This window comes from Natrialba sp. PRR66, assembly GCF_034808065.1.
Lineage (GTDB): Archaea > Halobacteriota > Halobacteria > Halobacteriales > Natrialbaceae > Natrialba > Natrialba aegyptia.
In genome coordinates this window covers 512,346-533,861 of the sequence record NZ_JAXHGN010000002.1, presented here as the reverse complement: position 1 = coordinate 533,861, position 21,516 = coordinate 512,346, and the positions used below count along the sequence as shown (strand labels likewise).

At 61.5% G+C, this 21,516-nt stretch carries 15 protein-coding genes; 6 read left to right on the top strand and 9 right to left on the bottom strand.

The window, feature by feature from the left end:
- Nucleotides 1–254: 254 nt before the first annotated feature.
- Nucleotides 255–1,322 (bottom strand): hypothetical protein, encoded by a 1,068-nt coding sequence (locus SM755_RS08720; RefSeq protein ID WP_323172317.1) that lies wholly within the window; start codon nt 1,320–1,322, stop codon nt 255–257.
- 3 nt (nt 1,323–1,325) lie between these two features.
- Nucleotides 1,326–2,867 carry a glycerol kinase GlpK gene (gene glpK / locus SM755_RS08715; RefSeq protein WP_323172316.1) on the bottom strand — a complete coding sequence of 514 codons (1,542 nt, stop codon included), beginning with the start codon at nt 2,865–2,867 and terminating at the stop codon, nt 1,326–1,328.
- Nucleotides 2,868–3,170: 303 nt separating this feature from the next.
- Here glpK and glpA point away from each other — a divergent pair, with 303 nt between their 5' ends.
- The 5 genes from glpA (at nt 3,171) to SM755_RS08690 (ending at nt 11,336) form a co-directional block, all read left to right on the top strand.
- Nucleotides 3,171–4,847: an anaerobic glycerol-3-phosphate dehydrogenase subunit GlpA gene (glpA, locus tag SM755_RS08710; protein WP_323172315.1), complete on the top strand. Its 1,677-nt coding sequence runs from the start codon at nt 3,171–3,173 to the stop codon at nt 4,845–4,847.
- On the top strand, nt 4,848–6,173 hold the full coding sequence (glpB, locus tag SM755_RS08705; RefSeq protein ID WP_323172314.1) for a glycerol-3-phosphate dehydrogenase subunit GlpB: 1,326 nt from the start codon (nt 4,848–4,850) through the stop codon (nt 6,171–6,173). It begins immediately after the preceding gene.
- A gap of 108 nt (nt 6,174–6,281) precedes the next feature.
- A complete protein-coding gene (locus SM755_RS08700; RefSeq protein WP_323172313.1) occupies nt 6,282–7,649 on the top strand; it encodes an anaerobic glycerol-3-phosphate dehydrogenase subunit C in 1,368 nt (455 codons plus the stop codon).
- A complete protein-coding gene (locus SM755_RS08695) occupies nt 7,649–8,851 on the top strand; it encodes an AAA family ATPase (protein WP_323172312.1) in 1,203 nt (400 codons plus the stop codon). The genes SM755_RS08700 and SM755_RS08695 overlap by 1 nt, the downstream gene beginning before the upstream one ends.
- Before the next feature lie 145 nt (nt 8,852–8,996).
- Nucleotides 8,997–11,336 carry a hypothetical protein gene (locus SM755_RS08690; protein ID WP_323172311.1) on the top strand — a complete coding sequence of 780 codons (2,340 nt, stop codon included), beginning with the start codon at nt 8,997–8,999 and terminating at the stop codon, nt 11,334–11,336.
- A 102-nt stretch (nt 11,337–11,438) separates the two neighbouring features.
- Here the strand turns inward: SM755_RS08690 and SM755_RS08685 are convergent, their stop codons facing one another.
- Both SM755_RS08685 and SM755_RS08680 read right to left on the bottom strand, forming a co-directional pair.
- Complete coding sequence (locus SM755_RS08685; RefSeq protein WP_323172310.1) at nt 11,439–11,573, bottom strand: hypothetical protein; 135 nt, start codon at nt 11,571–11,573, stop codon at nt 11,439–11,441.
- Between the two features lie 350 nt (nt 11,574–11,923).
- Nucleotides 11,924–14,863 carry an oligosaccharyl transferase, archaeosortase A system-associated gene (locus tag SM755_RS08680; RefSeq protein ID WP_323172309.1) on the bottom strand — a complete coding sequence of 980 codons (2,940 nt, stop codon included), beginning with the start codon at nt 14,861–14,863 and terminating at the stop codon, nt 11,924–11,926.
- Between the two features lie 229 nt (nt 14,864–15,092).
- On the opposite strand from SM755_RS08680, the gene aglG reads away from it, so the two are divergent.
- Nucleotides 15,093–16,037, top strand: a complete 945-nt coding sequence (gene aglG, locus SM755_RS08675) for a glucosyl-dolichyl phosphate glucuronosyltransferase (RefSeq protein WP_323172308.1) — start codon at nt 15,093–15,095, stop codon at nt 16,035–16,037.
- Nucleotides 16,038–16,120: 83 nt separating this feature from the next.
- Here aglG and SM755_RS08670 read toward each other — a convergent pair whose 3' ends face one another.
- The 5 genes from SM755_RS08670 to SM755_RS08650 form a co-directional block, all read right to left on the bottom strand.
- Nucleotides 16,121–16,984 carry a glycosyltransferase gene (locus SM755_RS08670; RefSeq protein ID WP_323172307.1) on the bottom strand — a complete coding sequence of 288 codons (864 nt, stop codon included), beginning with the start codon at nt 16,982–16,984 and terminating at the stop codon, nt 16,121–16,123.
- 1 nt (nt 16,985) lies between these two features.
- Nucleotides 16,986–17,888 carry a glycosyltransferase gene (locus tag SM755_RS08665; protein WP_323172306.1) on the bottom strand — a complete coding sequence of 301 codons (903 nt, stop codon included), beginning with the start codon at nt 17,886–17,888 and terminating at the stop codon, nt 16,986–16,988.
- Between the two features lie 97 nt (nt 17,889–17,985).
- A complete protein-coding gene (locus SM755_RS08660; RefSeq protein WP_323172305.1) occupies nt 17,986–18,888 on the bottom strand; it encodes a hypothetical protein in 903 nt (300 codons plus the stop codon).
- 163 nt (nt 18,889–19,051) lie between these two features.
- On the bottom strand, nt 19,052–20,038 hold the full coding sequence (locus SM755_RS08655; RefSeq protein ID WP_323172304.1) for a hypothetical protein: 987 nt from the start codon (nt 20,036–20,038) through the stop codon (nt 19,052–19,054).
- Nucleotides 20,039–20,079: 41 nt separating this feature from the next.
- Entirely contained in the window at nt 20,080–21,486 is a 1,407-nt protein-coding gene (locus tag SM755_RS08650) for a polysaccharide biosynthesis C-terminal domain-containing protein (protein WP_323172602.1), read from the bottom strand.
- Nucleotides 21,487–21,516 lie beyond the last annotated feature (30 nt).

The following is a 21,516-nucleotide window of genomic DNA, read 5'->3' as shown; positions in this document are numbered from 1 at the left end:
GACGCGGTGGCGTGACGCCTCTGGGTCGCTCCCGACACGCCCGTTGTATTCTGTATCAAACTCTGATACGGTCGTTGTATTCTGCAGCGAAGTGCGATCAGGACGGTCCGAAGACGACCGGCGTAGCAGACGTTCGCGAGGAGCGTGGAGCTGACAGCGGTAACTGGACGGGGCGCAGCTGTGGCGGCGGAGAAACGGCCGCCATCGGTGTTGACGGCCGAAAATCGTCAGTTCGAGGGAGAGGAGCGTTCCGGTCAGAGGTAGCCTGCGTTCGGCAGGAGGCCGGCCAGATAGAGCACGCCGATCACGAGCATGAACGCGGCGATGGCCATCGCCGGCGGGTCGACGTGCGTGCCGGAGTGGGAGTAGAACACCCGCTGGGACAGTTCGCCGATGAGGGCGCTGATCACGCCGAACGCGCCGGCGACGAGCAGCACGATCGGGTCGCTCCCGACGGCCGACGCCGCGATTACCGCGCCCGTCGATCCTAACAGCGTGATGTGGTGCGTGACGGGAATTTTCTCGACGCCGAGATTGAGAAACAGCAGGCTCATCGCCGAGATCGCATAGCCCATGAAGATACTCCCCGTCTCGAGCCAGATGAATCCGCCGAGGATACCGCCGACGAGGCCGATGGTGGTGACGCCGGACCACTTGTACTGGTGGGCCAGCCAGGGTTCGGTCGCCAGCCGGCTGGTCGTGGTCCCGCCGTCGGCCGCCATTCGCTTCTCCTCGCGCTCGAACGGCGACATGTCGAGGATGTTCGAGCCGCCGACCTTGCCGACCAGCGGGTAGCCGAACGCGAGCCGTGCGAGGAAGGCCGTCGCCACGACCGAAAGTGCGATATTGTCGGTGGGGAAGCCGATTCCATCCATCACCTGGGTGATGAGCATTCCGAGCGCACCGAAGATCGCGCCGACCGCGAGGATGTCGGGTTTGGTTCCGAACGCGTACAGGATGTCCTTGCCGAAGTGGTAGTCCCAGCCGGCGGGTTTCATCTCGGGGTACTTCCGACCGGCGTAGGCCGTCGCGGCGACGCCGCCGGCGAAGGCGATGTGAGGGCCGGTGACCGCGCCGAAGCCGATCACGTCGGTGATCCCGGTCGCGATATCGCCGGCCGCGATTCCCTCGAGACCGCCGACTTCCCCTTCGAGAGTGGCGATCCCCTCGCCCAGGAAGACGACGAAGCCCGTGAAGACGAACGAGGGCAGCGCGCCGAGTGCCGCGCCGAACGCGCCGCCGGCGAGGGCGGCGATCAGCAGGACGGCGAACGCCTCGGCTTCCATGCCGATGACCGGAATCTGAAGCACCGTTTCGTACATGGATTACTCCTCACCGTCCCGCGCCCAGTCGCGCGAGCGTTCGACCGCGTCGAGCCAGCGATTGTATCGCGCGTCCGCCGTCTCGGCGTCCATCGTCGTCTCGAAGGTTCGATCGACCTGCCAGTTATCGCGCAGGCTGTCGGTGTCGTCCCAGTAATCGACGGCGAGGCCGGCCGCGTAGGCCGATCCAAGGGCCGTCGTCTCGTCGACGACCGGGCGGACGATTTCCGAGCCGATGATGTCGGACTGGAGCTGGCAGAGGTAGTTGTTCTTGACCGCGCCGCCGTCGACTTTGAGACTCGTCATCTCGATGCCCGAGTCGGCCTCCATCGCCTCCGCAACGTCGCGGGTCTGGTAGGCAATCGATTCGAGGGTCGCGCGGACGACGTGTTCCTTGCGGGTGCCGCGGGTCATCCCGACGATGGTCCCGCGTGCGCGTTGGTCCCAGTGAGGCGCACCGAGACCCGTAAAGGCCGGGACGACGTAGACGCCGTCCGTCGAGTCGACGCTGCGGGCGAGTTCAGCCGTCTCGGAGGGATCGTCGATCAGCGACAGATCCTCGAGCCACTCGATGGCCGCGCCGGTGACGAAGATCGAGCCTTCCAGCGCGTACTGGACGGGTTCGCCGGAACGCTGGAAGCCGATCGTCGTCAGGAGGCCCTGATCGGAGGTGACGGCCTCGTTGCCGGTGTTCATCAGGAAGAACGAACCCGTCCCGTAGGTGTTCTTGGCGTCGCCGGCGTCGAAACAGGTCTGTCCGAACAGGGCCGCCTGCTGGTCGCCGAGTGCGCCCGCGATGGGAATCTCGGCTTCGAGGAAGCCGTCGGGATCGGTGGTCCCGTAGGTTTCGTCGTCACTGGAGGGACGGACCTCGGGCAGCATCGCTTCGGGGATCGAGAACTCTTCTAAGAGATCGTCGTCCCACTCGAGATCGTGAATGTTGTACAGCATCGTCCGCGAGGCGTTCGTGACCTCGGTGATGTGGTTGCCGGTGAGGTTGTAGATCAGCCAGCTATCGATGGTTCCGAAGAGCACGTCGCCCGCTTGCGCGCGGTCGCGGATGTCTGCAGGGCGGGCGCGCTCCATCTTGATCGGATCGGCCTCGTCGAGGAGCCACTCGGCTTTGGTCGCCGAGAAGTAGGCGTCCGGCTCGAGGCCGGTCTTCTCGCGGATGGTTTCGACCGCACCGTTCTCTTCGAGTTCTTCGACGCGTTCGGTGGTGCGGCGGTCCTGCCAGACGATGGCGTTGTGAACGGGTCGGCCGGAGTCGGCGTCCCAGAGCACGGTGGTTTCGCGCTGGTTGGTGACGCCGATGGCCTCCAACTGCTCGGGCGCGATGCCCGCCTGGCCGAGCGCCTGCGTAATGACGGTTTTCGTGTTTTCCCAGATCTCGATCGGGTCGTGTTCGACCCAGCCGGGTTCCGGATAGATCTGTTCGTGCGTTTCGTATGCATTTGCGACGACCTGGCCACCGTGATCGAAGACGATAAAGCGGGTCCCGGTCGTTCCCTGGTCGACTGCGCCGACGTACGTAGTATCTGTCACTGTAGTCACCCCGATGTTTCACGCGCCGAATTTACTGTCGGTCACGCGTTACTGGTAAACAGTCTCGACGATCATTATAAATGTTACCGAATTCGCGGTCGGACGACTATCAGAAAGACGGAGCGAATAATCAGAATCTGAGATAATACCGATTGAGATGACGTTTCAACTGCTATAGGACCATATAAGCGACTATGAGGTGTATTAGATGTCAACAACCCACACGCACACTGTTTCTTATGGGTGGTCGGTGAGCGTCGATAAAAATAAAGGTCGCGGCGACCGAGGTACTCGAACGAAGGGATGGCACACGATACGACGGTCCTCGTCCTCGGGGGTGGCTCGACCGGCTGTGGTATCGCCCGCGATTTGGCGATACGCGGCGTCGACGTGACTCTCGTCGAACGAGGCAATCTGACCGGCGGCACGACCGGCCGCATGCACGGCCTCTTACACAGCGGCGGGCGCTACGCCGTCTCCGATCAGGCGAGCGCGACGGAGTGTATCGAAGAGAACGAAATACTCCGGGATATCGCGAGCCACTGTGTCGAGGAGACCGGCGGCCTGTTCGTCCAGCAACCCGAGGACTCGGACGAGTACTTCCGGGAGAAACTCGCGGGCTGTCGCGACTGCGGAATCCCCGCGACGGTCCTCTCGGGGCGCGAAGCCCGCGAGATCGAACCGTACCTCGCCGAGGACGTGGCGCGCGCGATTCAAGTACCCGACGGCGCGGTCGATCCGTTCCGCCTCTGCGTCGCGAACGCCCTCGACGCCGAGCGCCACGGCGCGCGCGTCGAAACCCACGCCGAAGTCATCGACCTCCTGCGCGAGGGCGACGACATCTACGGCGTCGAGGTCCGCCACGACTCCGGCCCGGGCAAGCGAACGCACGCGACGCCCGGTACGACCGAGGAAATCACCGCCGAGTACGTCGTCAACGCGACGGGCGCGTGGGCCGGCCGGATCGGCGCGATGGCTGACCTCGACATCGCGGTCCGGCCCTCCAAGGGCGTCATGACCATCATGAACGTCCGCCAGGTCGACACCGTCATCAACCGCTGCCGGCCGAAAGGCGACGCCGACATCATCGTCCCCCACGAGACGACCGCCATTCTCGGCACGACCGACGAGGAGGTCGACGACCCCGACGACTACCCCGAAGAACAGTGGGAAGTCGATCAGATGATCGACACCCTCGCCGAACTCGTTCCCATCATCGAGGACGCGCGGACGATCCGCTCGTTCTGGGGCGTCCGCCCGCTGTACGAACCGCCCGGAACCGGCACCCAGGACCCGACCGACATCACGCGGGACTTCTTCCTGCTCGATCACGACGAGCGCGACGGCGTGGGCGGCATGTCGAGCATCGTCGGCGGCAAGTTCACCACCTACCGCGCGATGGCCGAGGAAATCGCCGATCACGTCTGCGCGAAACTCGGCGTCGACGCCCGGTGTGTCACCGCCGAGGAACCGCTGCCCGGCAGCGAAGATATCGCGGTGCTCGAGGAAGGAATGGACTCGTTCGGCCTGCGCTCGCCGATCGCCCGCCGGAGCAAACAGCGCCTCGGCAGTCGCGCGCCGGACGTACTCGAACCGGCCGAGGACGAGGCCAATCCCGTCATCTGTCAGTGCGAGGGCGTCACGCGCGCCGAGATTCAGGACGCGGTCGAGCAGTCCGGCTCCGACCTGAACGCGGTTCGCATCCGCACCCGCGCCTCCATGGGCAACTGCCAGGGCGGCTTTTGCTGTCAGAACATGGCGAACGAACTCCACCCCCGGTACGACGAGCAGACGGTCCGCGACGCGCTCGACGAACTCTTTCAGGAGCGCTGGAAGGGCCAACGCCACGCGCTGTGGGGCGAACAGCTCTCACAGGCAATGTTGAACTACGCGCTCCACGCGACGACGATGAACCGAGACAACGATCCCGCAAACGCACCGGCACAGGTCGACTACGCGCAGTTCGACGGGGGCGCGTAAATGGCGATCACCGACGACGTACTGGTGATCGGCGGCGGACTCGCGGGCGCAACGGCCGCGCTCGCAGCCGCCGAGACGGCACCCGACGCCCGCGTCCGACTCGTCACCGCCAAACAAAGCACGCTCCGACACGCGAGCGGGTTGATCGACGTGCTCGGCTATGCTCCGGGTAGCGAGGGGCAAGAGCAGGGACATGGACAAAAACAGAAACCCATCGTCGACCCCTTCGCCGAACTCGATACCCTCCCCACCGGCCATCCCTACGAACGCGTCGGCGGCGAGGCCGTCCGCGACGCAATTGAATTCTTCGACGACATCGCCGGCGATGCCTACGCCGGCGGGCACACCGACAAAAACGCGCTCGTCCCGACCCACGGCGGCACGGTCAAACCGACCGCGCGCTATCCGACCGCGACGGCCGACGGACTGGCGAGCGACGACCGCGACGCGCTCCTCGTCGGCTTCGAGACGCTGCCCGACTTCGAGGCACCCCTTGCGGCAGCGCACATCGAATCCGCGGGCGCACCCTTCGACGCGCGCGGGGTGACGCTCTCGTTCCCCGGCATCGTTCGCGACGACGCCAAGGTGACGCGGTACGCACACCTCCTGGATCGGGACGAACGGGTGCAGTCGCCTGGTGGCAGCGTCAACGGTGAAATCGGCGCACGCGAAGCCCTCGCCGCAGCCGTCGAGTCGCATCTCGAGGGCGAACCGCGCGTCGGATTCCCCGCAATTTTAGGCGACGACCGGCCAGCCGCGGTTCGAGAATCGCTCGCCGACGCACTCGGCGTCGATGTCTTCGAAATCCCCATGGGACCGCCGAGCCTCCCCGGCCTCCGACTCGAGGATCTACTCTACGCTGAACTCGAGGATGCGGGCGTCCGCGTGACCTCAGGCGTGCCGGTCGTCGATTACGAAGCGGCCGACGGTCGGATCGATCACGTCGTCGTCGACCGCAACGGGGCCGAAATCCCCCACGAGGCCGCCCAGTACGTTCTCGCGACGGGCGGCCTGGTCGGGAAGGGAATCGAATCCGGTCGCGAGCGAGTATCCGAACCGCTTTTTGACTGCCACGTCCCCCACGCAAGCGACCGCTACGACTGGTTCGTCGACGACGTCTTCGGCGAACAACCCTACGCGCGCTTCGGCCTGGCCCCCGATCGTGAACTCCGGCCGCTCGATTCGACCGACGACCCCGAGTTCAGGAATCTGCGGGCGGCGGGTGCCGTGTTGGGCGGCTACGACTACGCGGCCGAAAAATCCGGTGCCGGCGTCTCGCTCGCGACGGGCTACGTCGCCGGGACGCGCGCGGGGGAGGAGATATGAGAATGAAAGTGATCGCAACAAGCGTTTCGACCGGCGTCGGGACAACCCAGCACACGAGTACGAGTTCAACGGGAGACCGCGGCGATTCTAATTCAGTGAGCTACCGCTATGAGTGAAGCAGAGCAACCGATCGACGACGGGGTACCGAGCGACCAATCGAGCGACGATGCGGACGACGAGTTCGAGCCGGTCCAGGTCTTTCCTGAATCCGAGGAGATGGACCTCCGGCCGGGCGCGGACAACTGTTATAAGTGCTCGACCTGCGACACGAACTGTCCCGTCGCCGAGGTCGACGACGAGTTCCCTGGGCCGAAGTTCCAGGGGCCCGAGCAGTGGCGGCTCAAGCGCCAGGACGACCACGACATCGACGAGTCGGTGATGAAGTGCTCGAACTGCATGCGCTGTGACAGTTCCTGCCCCTCGGACGTGCCGCTGTCGCAGATGCACAACACCGCCCGGGGCGAGTACGTCGAGGAGAACATGAGCAAGTTCTCCCGCGAGTACATCCGCAACCGAATGCTCGCGAACTACAGGCGACTCGCCCCGCTGGCGTCGATGTTCCCCCGCACGGCGAACTTCGTGATGGGGCTCTCGGTCACGAAGTGGCTCGGCGAGAAGACACTCGGCGTTACGAGCGAACGCGACTTCCCCGAGTTCGCGACGGAGACGTTCCGAGAGTGGTGGACAAAGCGAGGTGGCGCGCACGTAGAAAGCGAGGACAAGCGCATCGCGTACTTCCACGGCTGCTACTCGAACTACAACACGCCGGAAGTCGCGAAGGCGCTCGTGCGCGTCTACGAACACTTCGGCTACGAGATCATGGTCCCCGACCAGTCCTGTTCGGGCACCCCGATGTTCGCAAACGGCATGCTCGACGACGCCCGCCGCGCCGCCGAAACCAACGTCCGCGAACTCGCGGCGGCCATCGAGGACGGCGCTGACATTATCGCCTCGTGTAGCTCCTGCTCGATGTCCATCCGCCAGGAGTACCCCGAACTGTTCGACTTCGAGGACACCGACACCGTCGCCGAACACACCTGGGACGCCGTCGAGTACCTGCGCGTCCACGAAGACCTGGAAGCCGAACTCGAGGGCACCTCGGTCGGCGACGAGTTCGACGACTTCGCGTATCACGCACCGTGTCATTCACGTAACCAGGGGCTCGATGGACAGACGATCGAAGTGATGGACGCGATTGATGGTATCGAAGCGCACGATGTTGGGGACTCCTGTTCCGGAATCTCCGGGACCTATGGCTGGAAGGAAGAGAACTACGAGACGTCGATGAAGATCGGCGAAGACATGTTCGAGCACATGGCGGCCGCCGAGGCCGAAACCGGGCTGACGGAGTGTCCGACCTGCTCGATGCAGATGGAGCACGGGACCGGTTACGAAATCAGACACACGCTCGAAGTACTTGAGGCGGCGCTCGTCGGGAGCTCCGCGCAGCCAACACCAGCAACGGAGCCGAACTGATGAACTTACAAGAGCGCATCGCTCGCCGACGATCAGCACGCCAGGATCGCTCGATCATCGTCGATCGCGACCACCTGAGTCCCGTCGTTCATCGACAAGAGCCGGTCGGTCGGGGCCCCGTTCTCGAGCAGTTACTCGACACCCTCGAACCGGCTTTCGACGGCGAACTCCCCTCGCCGGTCGCAGTCGTCGGGCCGGCCGGCGCCGGCACGTCGGCGATCATCACCGCGCTCTTCGATGCGCTCAACGACCGCCTCGGCGAATCGAGCCGCTCGATCGCCACCACCACGCGCGCCGGGAGCACCGGTCCCGTCACCTGGTTCGTCTACGTCGACGGCCGCCGCGTCGAAAGCGCCTTCGCGTTCTACCAGGCCGTCCTCTCGGTCATCTCCGCCGAACCCGTCCCCGAGAGCGGCATCGGAACCGACGACCTCGGGGAGCGCCTGACCTCCCAACTCACACGCCACGACCGGCGCGCCGTCGTCGCCATCGACCACCACGACGAACCCGAAACCCTGTGCTACGACCGCGTCCGCGAACTGCTCGCCCCCGTCAACGATAGCGTCTCGACCATCGCCGTCGGCCAGACCGAACCCGACGGCTGGGACGCCGACGCCGGTTCCACCATCACCATCCCCGCCTATCGCCACCACGAACTCGTCGACGTCATCACCGACCGCGCCTCAACCGGCCTCGCCCCAGGCGTCCTCGATCACGAATCCGTTCGTGAACTCGCCGTTTGGGCCGACGGCAACGCCCACGACGCACTCGCCGCCCTATTCAGTGCTGCAGTCCTTGCCAGTACCACGGACGCAGACCACATCGAAGCCGGTCATCTCGAGCAGGCACAGACAGCCGTCCCCTCCCACGGCGTCCACGTCGACCGTACCCTCGCACTCTCCGAAACCCGCCAACAGGTCCTCGCCCATCTTGTTGATGTCGACCGCGACGGCCGCCCCATCCGCGAAATCGCGGGTGATATCGCCGATCGATCGACGCTCACCGACGGCACCGTCAAACGCTTCCTCTATGAACTCGCCGACCGCGGCGTCATCGAACGCGTCCCCCTCCCAACGACCGGCAGCGGTCGCCGCCCGAGTTCAGTCGAACCACGATTTCCAACGCTCGTGTTTCGAACGCTCAGTTCGGCTTCGACCGACAGCGACTTAGATACGGACGGGATGAGTGGAGAGAACTCGTAGAACGGAAAAGAGAGCCAGCGACTTGTAGCGAGGTATTCGAATCGAGTTCCCCGTTCCGAGGGAGACAACTGATGGCAGATACCAGATATCCGACAGTGCCCTTTTTTGGCGATGGCCATGAATGTGATTTATACTCGAGGTAGATATGACGATCGAGTTCACGGAAGTAACTACCCCACCGGGGCTGGAAATTCACGATTCGATCGAACAGCGCCATCTCCAGATCGAAACACCAGAGCCAGTATCGATCGAATCGCCGGTTTCCCATACGATCGCAGCCACAGCCCCTGTCTCGCCATCGAATATTGATACGAATTCGGCTTCTGCTCGTTACGAACCAGCATCCACAGATGATCCTCAGAATTTCTATTTCCCGGTCAACAAGACCTGTACGATCGAAACCGACGAACTCCGGTTCGACCAACGCCTCTCGGTAACCATTCACGACGACGCCGGACGAACTGAGGCGAGCTTCGACGCCGGAGAGCGGGGGGAGCTCGACGACCGAACGCAATATATCGGTCTCAGTGGTCCGATTAAACTCTACTGTCGCATCGACTCCCCCGGAACAATCGACGTTGGCTTGACTGCGGTCCGTGTTAATCTCGACTACACGACAGAAATCGAACTCGGTGCTAGATCGCTACACGATCGGCCCGCCGGGACAATCACAACACCGCCCGATCTCGACTCGATGGCAACGGCCATCTCAGTACTTTCCTTGGCACTCAAAACAACCTCACCGGAACGAACGTGGCCGACACTCCGCGGACATCCGCCGCTCATCGAACTCGGAGATACCCTCGAAATCCCCGATTCGATCCCCAAATCGACGATTCGTGACGACATCGATAGTTCTTACTGGGAATCGTTCGGCCCGAAAGGCACATCCTGCGATGTGGCTTCTCGAAAGAACAATAGTGCCACTGGCACGGCTGACACGCTCACGAGTTCGGCGACAACTGAAACCACGATCACCATCACAACACCGCCAACCTATCTCGCTCTCTTTCAGGCCGCCCCACTCGCGTTCTTCCTCGGTGCGACAGTCCAACTGACGACTCACACCAATTCGTCACCCGCGCTTCACACGCCACAGTTCGAGTACTCACTTCCGACCGGGAAGGAATTCGGGGATGAAATCGCTGCGCTTCTCAAACGGTTCTTCTTTTTCGATTGTCTCACCAGAACCGAAGGCATCTTCCAGTACGATCTCCTCGAACGCTCATTTCTGGAAGACGATCTCTCGTTCGATTTCTCATCGACCTACGAGAAGCCGCTTCCCGAACGACTCGAACTGTACCTCAAACCGCCAGCTGATCTCATTGAGGAGTACATCCCGCGGTGGCCCCTCACCGCTCACATCCCGTCGGAACCGGAAAGCATCGAACTGCTTCCGTTTATTGTCAACGAACTCGGAATCGTTCGTCCGTCTCGTGGTCGAACCCCTGAGACGATTCCATCCCAACCGCCGGCGGATGCCCGTCTCGTTCGGTCGGCAAGCGAACCGGACACGCGACGGCCGTCGTCGCCCTCGTCACCCACATCATCGGTACGGGATGCCTCAGAGTTCGTCGTGCCGACTGTCACCGACGAATCGATCGAGCACGCCTGGTTCGGTAACAACGTTCCCCAAAATGCCTCTAAGGCGACCATTGAAGCGTATCGGAACCAACTGGATCGCGATGCTCGAAACGACTCCATCGAAATCTTGCTCGTCTGCAACGACGCTCGCATGCTCGACGAACACGATTTACTCGATGCGACCTACGGCACTCGCGACGAACTCCCGTTCGAGATCCACTCCGAGTTCGGCGTCGACACGGCGAAACTCGCCGACCTCTTGACCGACGGCGGGTACGACTTCGTCCATTATATCGGGCATGCGACCGAGGACGGACTGCGGTGTCCCGACGGCGACCTCGACGTTCGAACGCTCGAGTCGGTCGACGTGGGTGTGTTCTTCTTGAACGCCTGCCAGTCATATCACCAGGCGCTTGCGCTGACCCGCCGCGGTGCGTTCGGCGGTGTAAGCACGTATAGCGACGTTGCAAACGAGGATGCAATCACCGCAGGTGAAACGATGGCGCGATTGCTCAATCGCGGCTTCCCGCTCCGTGGCGCACTCGAAATCGCCCGGCAGAATACAGGATTGGGCGATCAGTATCTCATCGTCGGTGACGGTTCAGCAGATATCGCCCAGTCCGAAGGTGGTGCCCCGGCCGTCCTTCAACTTACCAACCATGAAGACGGGACTGTTGACTTTGCCATGCAGTCGTACTCGACAAAGGAGTACAAATTAGGTACCACAACGGAATCCAGCCTTCCAACGGTTGCAGACTGGCACCTCAGCCCGGGATACACACCGTTTTTGTCCGTCGATGAGGACTCTCTTCAAGAGTATCTTTCTTGGAGCGAACTTCCCGTCGTCCACGAAAAAGAACTCTTCTGGAACGACGGTGTCGGCGGGTTCCACTTCCCGTGACGAATAAATCCAAGAAGTAGTTTCTCCACTACTGGTGTATAGAACAATACCTATTATCCCGACTCGAAAACGGCTTCGTAATAAGTACAGATAGGTTGGTGATTAGGGACCAACCTGGGAATACGTCCCTGCCGCTACTGTCCCCGCCTGACTGAGCAGCAGCAGGAGGGTGAACATCGCGCCGATCATTCGCGGGTGCTGTGCCAGGTAGTCTTTCATTCCGTTTGTGTTCGACATTGCATTCCAATAGATGTAACCAATAGTAATAAAGTTATCTTATGATTACATACTCATGATTACAAGAAAATATTACATGACGAAGATAGAGTCAGACAGTACCCATCAGAGGCGGTACGCTAATGAGATACTACTGCCTCTTCGAGGCTGCTATGACAGTTATTTAATCATCTCCAGCATTTCTGTTCTCCTCCGTGCGTATTTCACTCCGTGTGGTAGCGATCGGAAATTGGAGCTATCAGCCGTTACGCGGGCGTAACGATTTCTCGATCACACTACAACATCACTGACAGCAAAACGAGTTCAGCAGGCAGCCGCTACGCCATCCGAAAATCGGCTGGTCTATACTACTATGGCGCCGTTTTAGTGCTCACTGCGGCAGTCGTCTCGGTGTCGTTGTCCGATGAACCGTCGCCGGTACTTTCGTCATCGGTGGAATCGCCTTCCTCACCAGTCTCGTTTCCGGTCCCGGCGTCGCTTTCGTTACCCGAATCCGTCTCGTTTCCGTCAGCGCCGTCGTCGAACTCGACTTCTTCGAACTCGGTCGTGATCGTGTCGCCGTCGACGACCGCCGTCTCCGGAACGGCCGTGGTCGCCTCGTACGCGCTCGTCTCGTTGCCGTCTGCAGTGACGAGCGAGAGCGTGTAGTTCTCGTCAAGTGCCTCGACATCGCTGTTCGTGTAGCCGTCGTCGACGCCGAGTTCATCGTTCGTCGCGTACGGGACGGTCAGTTCGAACGAGCCGCTCTCGTCGACGGTTCCGCGCTGGGTGTAGTTGAACGTGGTGCCGGTGTTGGTCTCGAGTTCGAGCGTCGCGGTCACGACATCGCCAGCTTCGACGGCGTCTGCGCCGACGGTACCGGTGAGCGTTGCGCCTTCGACACGCTCGTAGGTTTTAACGGATGCTGTCTGGCGCTGCCCGATGAGTTCGTACTCCAAGTTCGGATTCTGTTGGATGACGCTGAGTTCGACCTGCGTCTGCCGACTGTTCAACTGCTGGTTGATGCGGACCTGTGGCGTTCCGTCGTCGCTCATGAGCACCTGATCGGTGTTCGTGTTGATGATCGCGTAACTGATGAACGCGGATTGGTCGTCCGCGTCTTCGTGGACGAGCCGGTAGTGGTCCATTCCGACGGCGTTGTTGAAGTACAGCGACGAGGTCATCGTATCGTCGTAGGGCAGATCTCCGAACCGTTCGGAAACCTCATCTCGATCGATTTGTTCGTTCGCACCGAGATCGTCGGGCGTGATGTAGTGGGAGTAGTCGGGCCCGGACCAGGCGGAAATCGCGGAGAACTTTCCAGCGGCCATCCCGTCATCGATCATGATGTACCGGATTTCCTCGTTGGTCTCGTCTGCGTCGGCGACGATCTGTTCGAGTTCCTCGTTAGACTGGTTACTGACGGATGCACCGGCTGCAATCGCGTCCAGAACCAGCTCGCCGCGCGTTTCGGATTCTGCGGTCAGGAACGCGGCCGAGGACTCGGCGTTTTGCTGGAACGGGTTCGAGTGGGGGATCCGTTCGGCCTGTGTGGTGATCAGGTGGCCGTAGTCCCACCAGGACAGGACGCCATACGATCCGACGGGATAGTCGTAGTCACCGTCTCCGGGCGAGTAGCTGCCGTAGTAATCGAGTTCACTGGCGTTGTCCGCGCCGCCCCAGTTGCCGGGGGCCGGCGTGTTTTCGGCGAGCCACTCGTTCGAACTCTCCCAGGTCTGGGCATCGCCGTGTGGCTGTACTCCCTCGGCCTGTTGCCACGCGGTCGACCCTTGTGCCATCGGCGGAAGCAACGGCGCAAACAGCAACAGGACGATCATGACGAGGACGATGACCTGGTAGGTCTCGACCTGACGCAGCGAGTCGATGCTGCCCCGAACGTCGACATTAAATAGACGGGCGATATCGGCCACGAAGACAGCGTTCACAACGACGACAGCGAGCGTGAGGTAGTACGAGAAGCGAATCTGGGTCGCCGCCATACTGATCAGGAACAGCGACCAGACGACGATCAGCGTATACTCCGCGCGGAACTTGCGGCCGAGGAACGGCCGCGCGATCAGCAAGGCGAGACCGACGAGCATCGTGTAGAACGCCGCGCCGAACTCGTCTCCGACGAATTGGGTGAAGTTATCCGGCGGTTGGGCCTCTTGAATCGTCAGGTCGGTCGCCGTTCCACCGAACGGAATCGCACGACGGGCCGCGTTGGAGACGATATTGTCGAACAGGTCTGGCAGTGCCAGCCACATCACAGCGAAGGTAAGGGCGATGAGGGCCCCAATCGCAGCCGGGTAGTAACGGCGGTCGATGTCGGTGCTGTTCCACTGTCGAGCGAACCAGGCCATGAAGAGACAGCCCCCAGCGACGAGTGCTGCACTCAGGGGCTGCAAGAGCCCAAAGCTCGTCGCGCTCGTACTGAACTGCTCTATCAACAGCGCCGTGATGATCGCGGTGAGACCGAGACTCACGGCGCCGACGAACGCGACGTGATCCGGCGAGATGTTCCGAACGTAGTCCAGACAGAGCTGGATCGTAAAGAAGATCGCGAGAATGCCGACGAGGACGACGCCGGACGGCCAGACCCAGATATACAGCGAGAGGGCAACTCCCGCGAGAATACTGTAGATCGTCGGCTGACGCAGCGTTTCCCAGTCGCCATCGACGAGCAGTTCGTAGATCGGCTGTTCGCGTTCAGCCGAGCGCAACGCTGCCATCAGCGCCAGGATTGCGATCGCCATGAACAGGACTTCCCCGATGTGGTGGTCGAGTTGTCCGACCGTCGACCGCGAGAGGAACTGACCAGGGATGAGTGCGAGGAGGACAATCGACGTGATGCCGCCGAGTGTGCCGCCGAGCCGGCGGCCGATGTAGAACACCGGAATCGCGATGAGCCCGGCCATCACTGGAACCGCGAGCAGAGAGACCGTGTACAGCGTCTCCGGCGACGGGTCGCCGAGGCCAACGATCATCGCCACGGTGACGATCAGTTGATCGAACAGCGTCCCGAACTGCCCGACGTAGCGGCCGGTCGGAAACCCGGTCCAGACATCGAACGGCATCGTATTCGGGAAGTTCTCCGACGTCCACTGGATCGTTCGCCAGTGATACCACGAGTCAACTCCAGCGAGGGCGGGCGTCCCGTCCTCGGTGATGAATTCACCGTAAGCCTGGGTGCGTACCCAGATCATGAACAGTATCACGGCCCCGAGGACGGGCACGTGATACCATTCGGACCACGTCTCGAGAACGGATGAGTCCGTCTCGTCCTCGACGTGTTCAGTGTTGGTACTCATTAGGTTCCACCAGACCCAAACAAAGAATAAGTCTTGTTATATACTTGTCTCCGATTGACCAATCCGACCACCCGTCAGTTCGCTTTGATACGGACTGCTGTCCGTCTGAATCCACAGGAGAAACTGCAACGCAGCAACATCCACGATTCAACCACGATGACCACGTCCGGACTCTCCAGACCAAGAGAAGGAAAAGGCTTATTCGCTATTCAGGGCAATTCTGTGGACAATGAAGGTTTCCGTCGTCATCTGCACGTACGCGATGGAACGTTACGACGTCTTCTCCGAGTGCGTCGACAGCGTTCTCGAACAAACGTACGACCCCCTCGAAATCGTCATCGTCGTCGACGGAAACGACGCCGTCTTCGACCGCGTTGTCGACGAATACGGAGCCCACGACGACATCGTCCTCCACTGTAACGACGACAACCAGGGTATCTCCTACAGTCGCACCCGCGGCGCTGAACTCGCGACCGGCGAGGTCGTCGCGTTCATCGACGACGACGCCGTCGCCGAACCCGACTGGATCGAAGAACTCGCCCGCGTCTACGAGGAAACCGACGCCATCGCCGTCGGCGGCCACGCAAAACCCGACTGGGTGACCGAGAAACCCGAGTTCTTCCCCGAAGAGTTCTACTGGCTCGTCGGCTGTGACGAGCGCGGCATGGGCGAGCACATGGAGGAACTGCGAAACACCTACGGCTCGAACATCTCCTACCGGCGAGACGTCTTCCTGAACGTCGGCGGGTACGACGAAAACACCGGCCGGAAGGGCGACCGGCACATCCAGGCGCACGAAGCGCCGGTCTGCATCCGCATGGCCAACGCGTACGGGAAGGGCGTTATCTACAACACCGACGCCGTCGTCAACCACAAACTGTTCGACTACCGCGGGGACTTTCGCTGGCTGGTGTTCCGATCGTTCTGGCAGGGTTACTCCAAGCGAATCATGGACCTGCTGTTACCCGAAGCCGCGGGGGACAAAAACGACTATCTAAAACAACTTATGCTCGAGTTCGTCCCCTTGCGGCTCCGAGAATTGGGGCGCGAGCCGACGGCCCCGAAAGGCAAGCAACTCGCGACGATTTTCGTGTTCACGGCGGCGGTCGGCTTCGGCTACCTCTACGGCCTCTTGCACTCGGCGGATGAACTCGTTGGCGCAGACGGCACATAGATCCGGCCGACCGGAGGATTCTTTTGTACGCTTACGGGCGTGGTTCGAGTTCAGGCGGCCCAGCACTGTCGCCGGCACCGCCTTCATCTCGCGTCCCCGCCGCGGAGTGACGCCAGGTATTCGTGATAGTACCCGAGTCCGCGGACGCCGGTGAGGGTTTGTGAAAGTGCACTAAACGCGAGCCGATCCCGCAGTGGGAGAGCGGAGTCCGGCGATTTGATCCCCGACGGGCGCGGCGGCACGCCAGGCGTGCCGTACCGTTCCGGATAATAGCGCTGTAGTTGACACAGCCCGCGGCCGACGCGACGATCCTTCGAGATCAGCGCGCGAAGCGAGTTCCGGGTGGGATGAAACATCGTCACGTCCGCCGCGACGTGCATCTCGTAACCGGCCTCGTGAACGCGATTGCCGAACTCCTTGTCGCCGCCGGACACGAGTCGATGATCGAACAGTCCCACGTCCTCGAAGACCTCGCGCCGAACGAACAGGCAACACGTCGGAACGAACTGCTGGTGTTTGAGATACTGCTCGATGGGAAAACCGGTGTGGTGATCGTAGCGAGCCGCGAGCGTCGGGTTTTCGGGCAGCGTGAGGTCGACGGAACAACCCATGTAGTCCGCACCGGTAGCTTTGAACTCCTCGAGTGCCGACTCGAGCCAGTCTTCGGGGACCGTCATATCCGCGTCGACGAAGGCGAGGATGTCGCTGTCGGTAGCGCGAACGCCGGTATTCCGGGCGGCGTAGGAGGACTGGATCTCCGCCTCGGTCCCGTGACGGATCGACTCCCCGTCGGCGTAGGCGTCGATCGCCGCCGGCGTCCGATCCGTCGAGCCGTTGTCGACGACGACCGCCGTCGCGTCGGTCGCCGCGAGCTGCGGGCGAAGCGAGTCGAGCGTCGCCCGAACGCCCTCGGGATCGTTGTAGACGGGAACGATTATCGAAACCATCCTATGAACGCCCCCGGGCGAGCGCGACGGTTTCACGGAGTGAACTCGTCGTCTGGATCAGTTTGAGCCCGTACTCGAGTACGTAGTAGCAAAGCATTTCGGGGGCAGACGCGGCTGTCCCCGAATACCGCCGGTAGAGGCGCAACGGGCTCGGCGGCAGGAATCGAACCGGATGTAACGGATGAACGTAGTTACTGTCCGCCGGATGGTAGTGGCGTCGCTGCGCTCGGCCGCGACCGATTCGGCGTGCCTTCGATCGAAGTGCCCCGAACGAGTCGCGGGCCGGGTGAAAGACCGTTATCGAACCGGCGTATCCCTGTTCGAAACCAGCCCGGTGGACCCGCTGGCCGAACTCCTTGTCCCCGCCGGAAACGAGTTGCTCGTCGAACGGGCCGACGTCGTCGAAAACCGCGCGACGAACGGCGAGTGCACAGGTTGGCGCAAAGTGCTTTCGTTCGAGATACGTCTCGACGGGAAACGAGAGCGCTTGTTCGTATCGTTCCCAGAGCGACGCCGAGTCCGAATTGGGGACGATTTCGACATCGCACCCGAGATAATCACAGTCGCGGGATTCCAGTGCGGAGACCATCTCGCTGATCCAGGTCTCTTCGACCCAGATATCCGCATCGATGAAGAGCAGAATCTCACCGGATGCGCGTTCAATGCCCGCATTCCGTGCAGCATAGGAACTCTGGACGGCAGTTTCCTCGGCGGGTACCACGCGGTCTGGATACTGCGATTCCCATCTGCGAATTACGTCCGGTGTCCTGTCCGTCGAATCGTTGTCCACGGGGATGATCTCGTAGTTTTCGTACGTCTGCTCGGTAAGCGAATCGAGCGTCGTCTCGATCCCACCGGGATCATTGTAGACGGGAACGACAGTAGAGACGCGTGGCGCAGGCATGGCTGAGATAGCCCTAGGTTACTACCAGAGGACAATAGTAATTCTGAACCGGTGGTCGCAGACGGCGTTGCCGATCGCGTAGCGGCGAAGAACGTAGTTACAAATAGCCCAGGTCCTGAAGGTGATCCTCGATATCGGTCGCTTCCTCGCTCAGATACGACCCGTCCGGAACGAACGTCTCTTCGTCGGTAGCCGCCGTCGTCACCCACGGCACTCGCTTGACACAGGGTAACAAGAATCCCTCCGGATGCCCGTACACAGTGTACTCGCCGAACGCGTTTCCATGATCGGCCGTGATGACGACCGACTCCGCATCGACGTTCTCGAGCAGCACCTCGACCTCGTCGAGGACGAGACGAAGGTTCTTCTCGTACTGCGCCCAGACTTCGTCGTGGCCGGCCTCGTCCGACTCGAGGGACTTCCACCCGTTCGCCTCGACATCCGTCGGCGTCCGTTCCTCCGCGAGCGCATCGGCGATATAGGGGATATGCGGTTGCATGTAGTGAGCGATCACCCGATCGTAGTCGTCCTGCCGAGCGAGTTCAACAGTTCGATCGGTAACGGCACGCGGTGGGACGCCGAGTTCATCTTGATGGGCGGACTCCCAGAGCAGATCGAGATGACCGAAGTCCTCGCGACTGACGGTGTTCCAGTCCGGCCAGCAGAACGGGACGGTTTCGTCCGGCGGATAATCAGCGGTGACGAATGTTTCGTGGGTGTGTCCGTTCCCGCTGATGTACGCGGTCTCGGCGATTTCAGCCGCGCGGTCCACGGTGAACGTCTTCGTCAGCCACTCGTGAGAGTGACTGCCGATGGACCAGCGGGAATCGACGGTGTCGATGAACTCGTAGTCCTCGGCGACGGCCTCGAGGACGTCGACGCGACAGGCGTCGAGGATAACCAACATATCCCAGTCTTCGTCGTACACGTGCGTTCCGGGTTGCCACCGCGACGTAATCGTATACCAGAGCCCCAGATAGAACGTAAAGGCCGCGTGCATACTTCCGCGCAGCGGGTCGGACAGGATCTGTGTTCGATGATCGCGCAACCACGTCGTAAACGAGCTGTCCATCTCTCGTTGAGGGGTTCTTACAGACGACCAAAACGATGCCGGTTCGGGAGAGTGAGACCGAGTGCGGGCCAGCACGGGCGATATCCGCCGACTACCGGTATCCCAGGTCCTTCAAGTGCTCCTCGATATCGACGCGCTCGCCGCGTTCGGTATCCGACTCCACCTGCGGCTCTCGCGTCCCACGGTCCTGTGCGGTGGTTTCTATCCACGGGACCTTCCTTACGATCGGGTGCGGGAACCCCTCCGGATGTCCGTACGCGCTCACTTCGCCGAACTCTTCGCCGTGATCTGCAGTGATCGCGACCCGATCGGCATCGATGTTGGCGATCAACTCCTCGACTTCGTCCAAGACGAGCCGCAGCGTCTCTTTGTACGCAGTATAAACCGCTTGTCGGTCCGCCTCGCCGGACTGTAGTTTTTCGTACCCCTGCCGTTCGAGTTCAGTCGGCTCTCGCCCCTCCGCAAGCGCGGGGCCGAGGTACGGGAGGTGTGGCTGCATGTAGTGAACGATGAGTCGGTCCGGATCGTGCGTTCGGCTGGCGTGGATCGCGTGATCGGTCATCGTCTCGGGAAGGGTCACCCGATACGTGTCGTCGAGGTGGTCCTCCCAGACCATCTCGAGCGCTTCGAACGAGTCGGGATCGACGATATCCCACCGGGTGAAATCGACCGGAGTGGTGTTGTTTACCGGCGGCTCCATGCGTTGCTCGAGTACTCGCCGAGCGTGCGGATTCGACGTGATATACCGCGTGCGTTCGATCTCCGACCGGTAGTCGGTCGAGAACGTCTGTGCAAGCCATTCGGCGGAGTGGCTTCCGACTGACCACTGTTCGTCGACGGCAGTGATGAACTCGTACTCGTCTGCGACTTCGCGGAGCGTATCGGTCCGACAGGCGTCGAGGACGACGAGGACATCCCACTCGCGATCGTAGACGTTCGTTCCAACCTGTCGCCGGGACGTAATACCGAACCAGAGCAGCAGATACCACGAATAGAGGACATACAGCGGGGCGCGGGTCGGGCTTTCGCGGAAATGGGCTGCCATCTCTCGCGCCCACGCTCGGAGGTTCGTTCGCATTGAGGGACTGTACGGTGGACGCGAGTGATGAACCAACCGATCTATTCCGAGACGAGCGACGGGAGCGCGAACGGGAGGTTGTCCCGAACGGTGGTCCGGAACTCCTCGGAGAGGCCGAGCAGAACGAGGAAGTAAACCGTCGCGCCGAGGCCGACCAGACCGATGACGATCGGGAGCGAGTTCCCGATCACCAACCGGCCCAGGAGGACGACTGCAGCCATCACGACGGCGGCGAAACACTGTTTACTGATTTCTGCAACGGGGACAGTTACGTCGACGACCTGCGTGGCGTAGTAGTACCCGAGTACCAGCCCCAGTCCGGAAGAGAACGTCGTCGCCGTCGCCGCACCGTACCAGCCGAACTGCCAGGTGAGGACGACGTTGAGGACGAGGTTCGTGACGACGAAGACGGCGTTAACGGCGAACGTGAGGTCGGGGCGATCGATCGCATCGATCGTGTTCAGGAACTGCCGCATGTAGCCGTACAGCAGTCGAGCGAACGTGAGAACGAGCAGGATGTAATAGCCCGTTTCAAAGCCGGGACCGTAGATCGTCAGAATAACGTCTCCGACCAGGGCGCTTCCGACGAGACCGGGGATAATGAACAATCCGGAATACGCGAGGCTGACGCGCAAGAGGCCGGCGATCTCCCCCCGAGAACCCTCTTCGGAGGAGATCTTACTGATCTCGGGAAAGAGCGTCTGCGAGATCGAGACCCCGAAGATAGCGAACAGTGACGCGAGATTCCACGCGACCTCGTAGACGGCGATCAGACTGTTCGAAACGAAAACGGCGAGAATGATCGTATCCATCGACATAAACGTTCGATTCTTGATCGAACTGAGCCAGGAGAACTGCGCGTAGGACTTGAGCCGAACGAACTCCCGCCGCGTCGGCCTCGTTCGTGGAATCGTCATAAAGTAGGTCCCGAGCGCCGCCGCAACGAGCGCCCCGATGACGTATCCGACAAACGCGCCGACGATTTGGAACCCAGAGAGAACCAGAAGCACCTGAACGAGACTCCGACAGGTCCACTCGACGGGGGACAGCAGACTGGAAATGTGAACGAGATGTTGCCCGTCTAGTACCTTCTGCACAAACGACAGCGCGAGTTGCGAACCGAGCATCGCGACGAGAAACCACGTCGCATCGATGCCGATGAACTCGTTCAGATACGGCCGACAGAGCAAGAGCGCGACGACGATGATCACGTAGAGTCCGAACTGGACGATCGCACCGGAGAGGACGAAGTTCCCCGTCGTGTTTTCGCTGACTCGCTTTTGAATCGCCCTGGGAAGCCCGAGCTTTCCGGTCATGGCGACCCATGCCAGTATTGAGAGCGCAACGACGTACGTCCCGTATTGCTCCTGGCCGAGCGTGCGCGTCAGGACGACCGTCGCAACGAACCCAGAAACGGACATGACGAACCGGGAGATGAAATTCACCATCGACGTCTGTCCGAATCTCATGGGTAGTCT

Bases quoted from the DNA above. Each gene is read 5' to 3' on its own strand.
- SM755_RS08720 (WP_323172317.1), bottom strand. From the start codon at position 1,322: ATGTACGAAACGGTGCTTCAGATTCCGGTCATCGGCATGGAAGCCGAG.
- glpA (WP_323172315.1), top strand. From the start codon at position 3,171: ATGGCACACGATACGACGGTCCTCGTCCTCGGGGGTGGCTCGACCGGC.
- glpB (WP_323172314.1), top strand. From the start codon at position 4,848: ATGGCGATCACCGACGACGTACTGGTGATCGGCGGCGGACTCGCGGGC.
- SM755_RS08700 (WP_323172313.1), top strand. From the start codon at position 6,282: ATGAGTGAAGCAGAGCAACCGATCGACGACGGGGTACCGAGCGACCAA.
- SM755_RS08695 (WP_323172312.1), top strand. From the start codon at position 7,649: ATGAACTTACAAGAGCGCATCGCTCGCCGACGATCAGCACGCCAGGAT.
- SM755_RS08690 (WP_323172311.1), top strand. From the start codon at position 8,997: ATGACGATCGAGTTCACGGAAGTAACTACCCCACCGGGGCTGGAAATT.
- SM755_RS08685 (WP_323172310.1), bottom strand. From the start codon at position 11,573: ATGTCGAACACAAACGGAATGAAAGACTACCTGGCACAGCACCCGCGA.
- SM755_RS08680 (WP_323172309.1), bottom strand. From the start codon at position 14,863: ATGAGTACCAACACTGAACACGTCGAGGACGAGACGGACTCATCCGTT.
- aglG (WP_323172308.1), top strand. From the start codon at position 15,093: ATGAAGGTTTCCGTCGTCATCTGCACGTACGCGATGGAACGTTACGAC.
- SM755_RS08670 (WP_323172307.1), bottom strand. From the start codon at position 16,984: ATGGTTTCGATAATCGTTCCCGTCTACAACGATCCCGAGGGCGTTCGG.
- SM755_RS08665 (WP_323172306.1), bottom strand. From the start codon at position 17,888: ATGCCTGCGCCACGCGTCTCTACTGTCGTTCCCGTCTACAATGATCCC.
- SM755_RS08660 (WP_323172305.1), bottom strand. From the start codon at position 18,888: ATGCACGCGGCCTTTACGTTCTATCTGGGGCTCTGGTATACGATTACG.
- SM755_RS08655 (WP_323172304.1), bottom strand. From the start codon at position 20,038: ATGCGAACGAACCTCCGAGCGTGGGCGCGAGAGATGGCAGCCCATTTC.
- SM755_RS08650 (WP_323172602.1), bottom strand. From the start codon at position 21,486: ATGGTGAATTTCATCTCCCGGTTCGTCATGTCCGTTTCTGGGTTCGTT.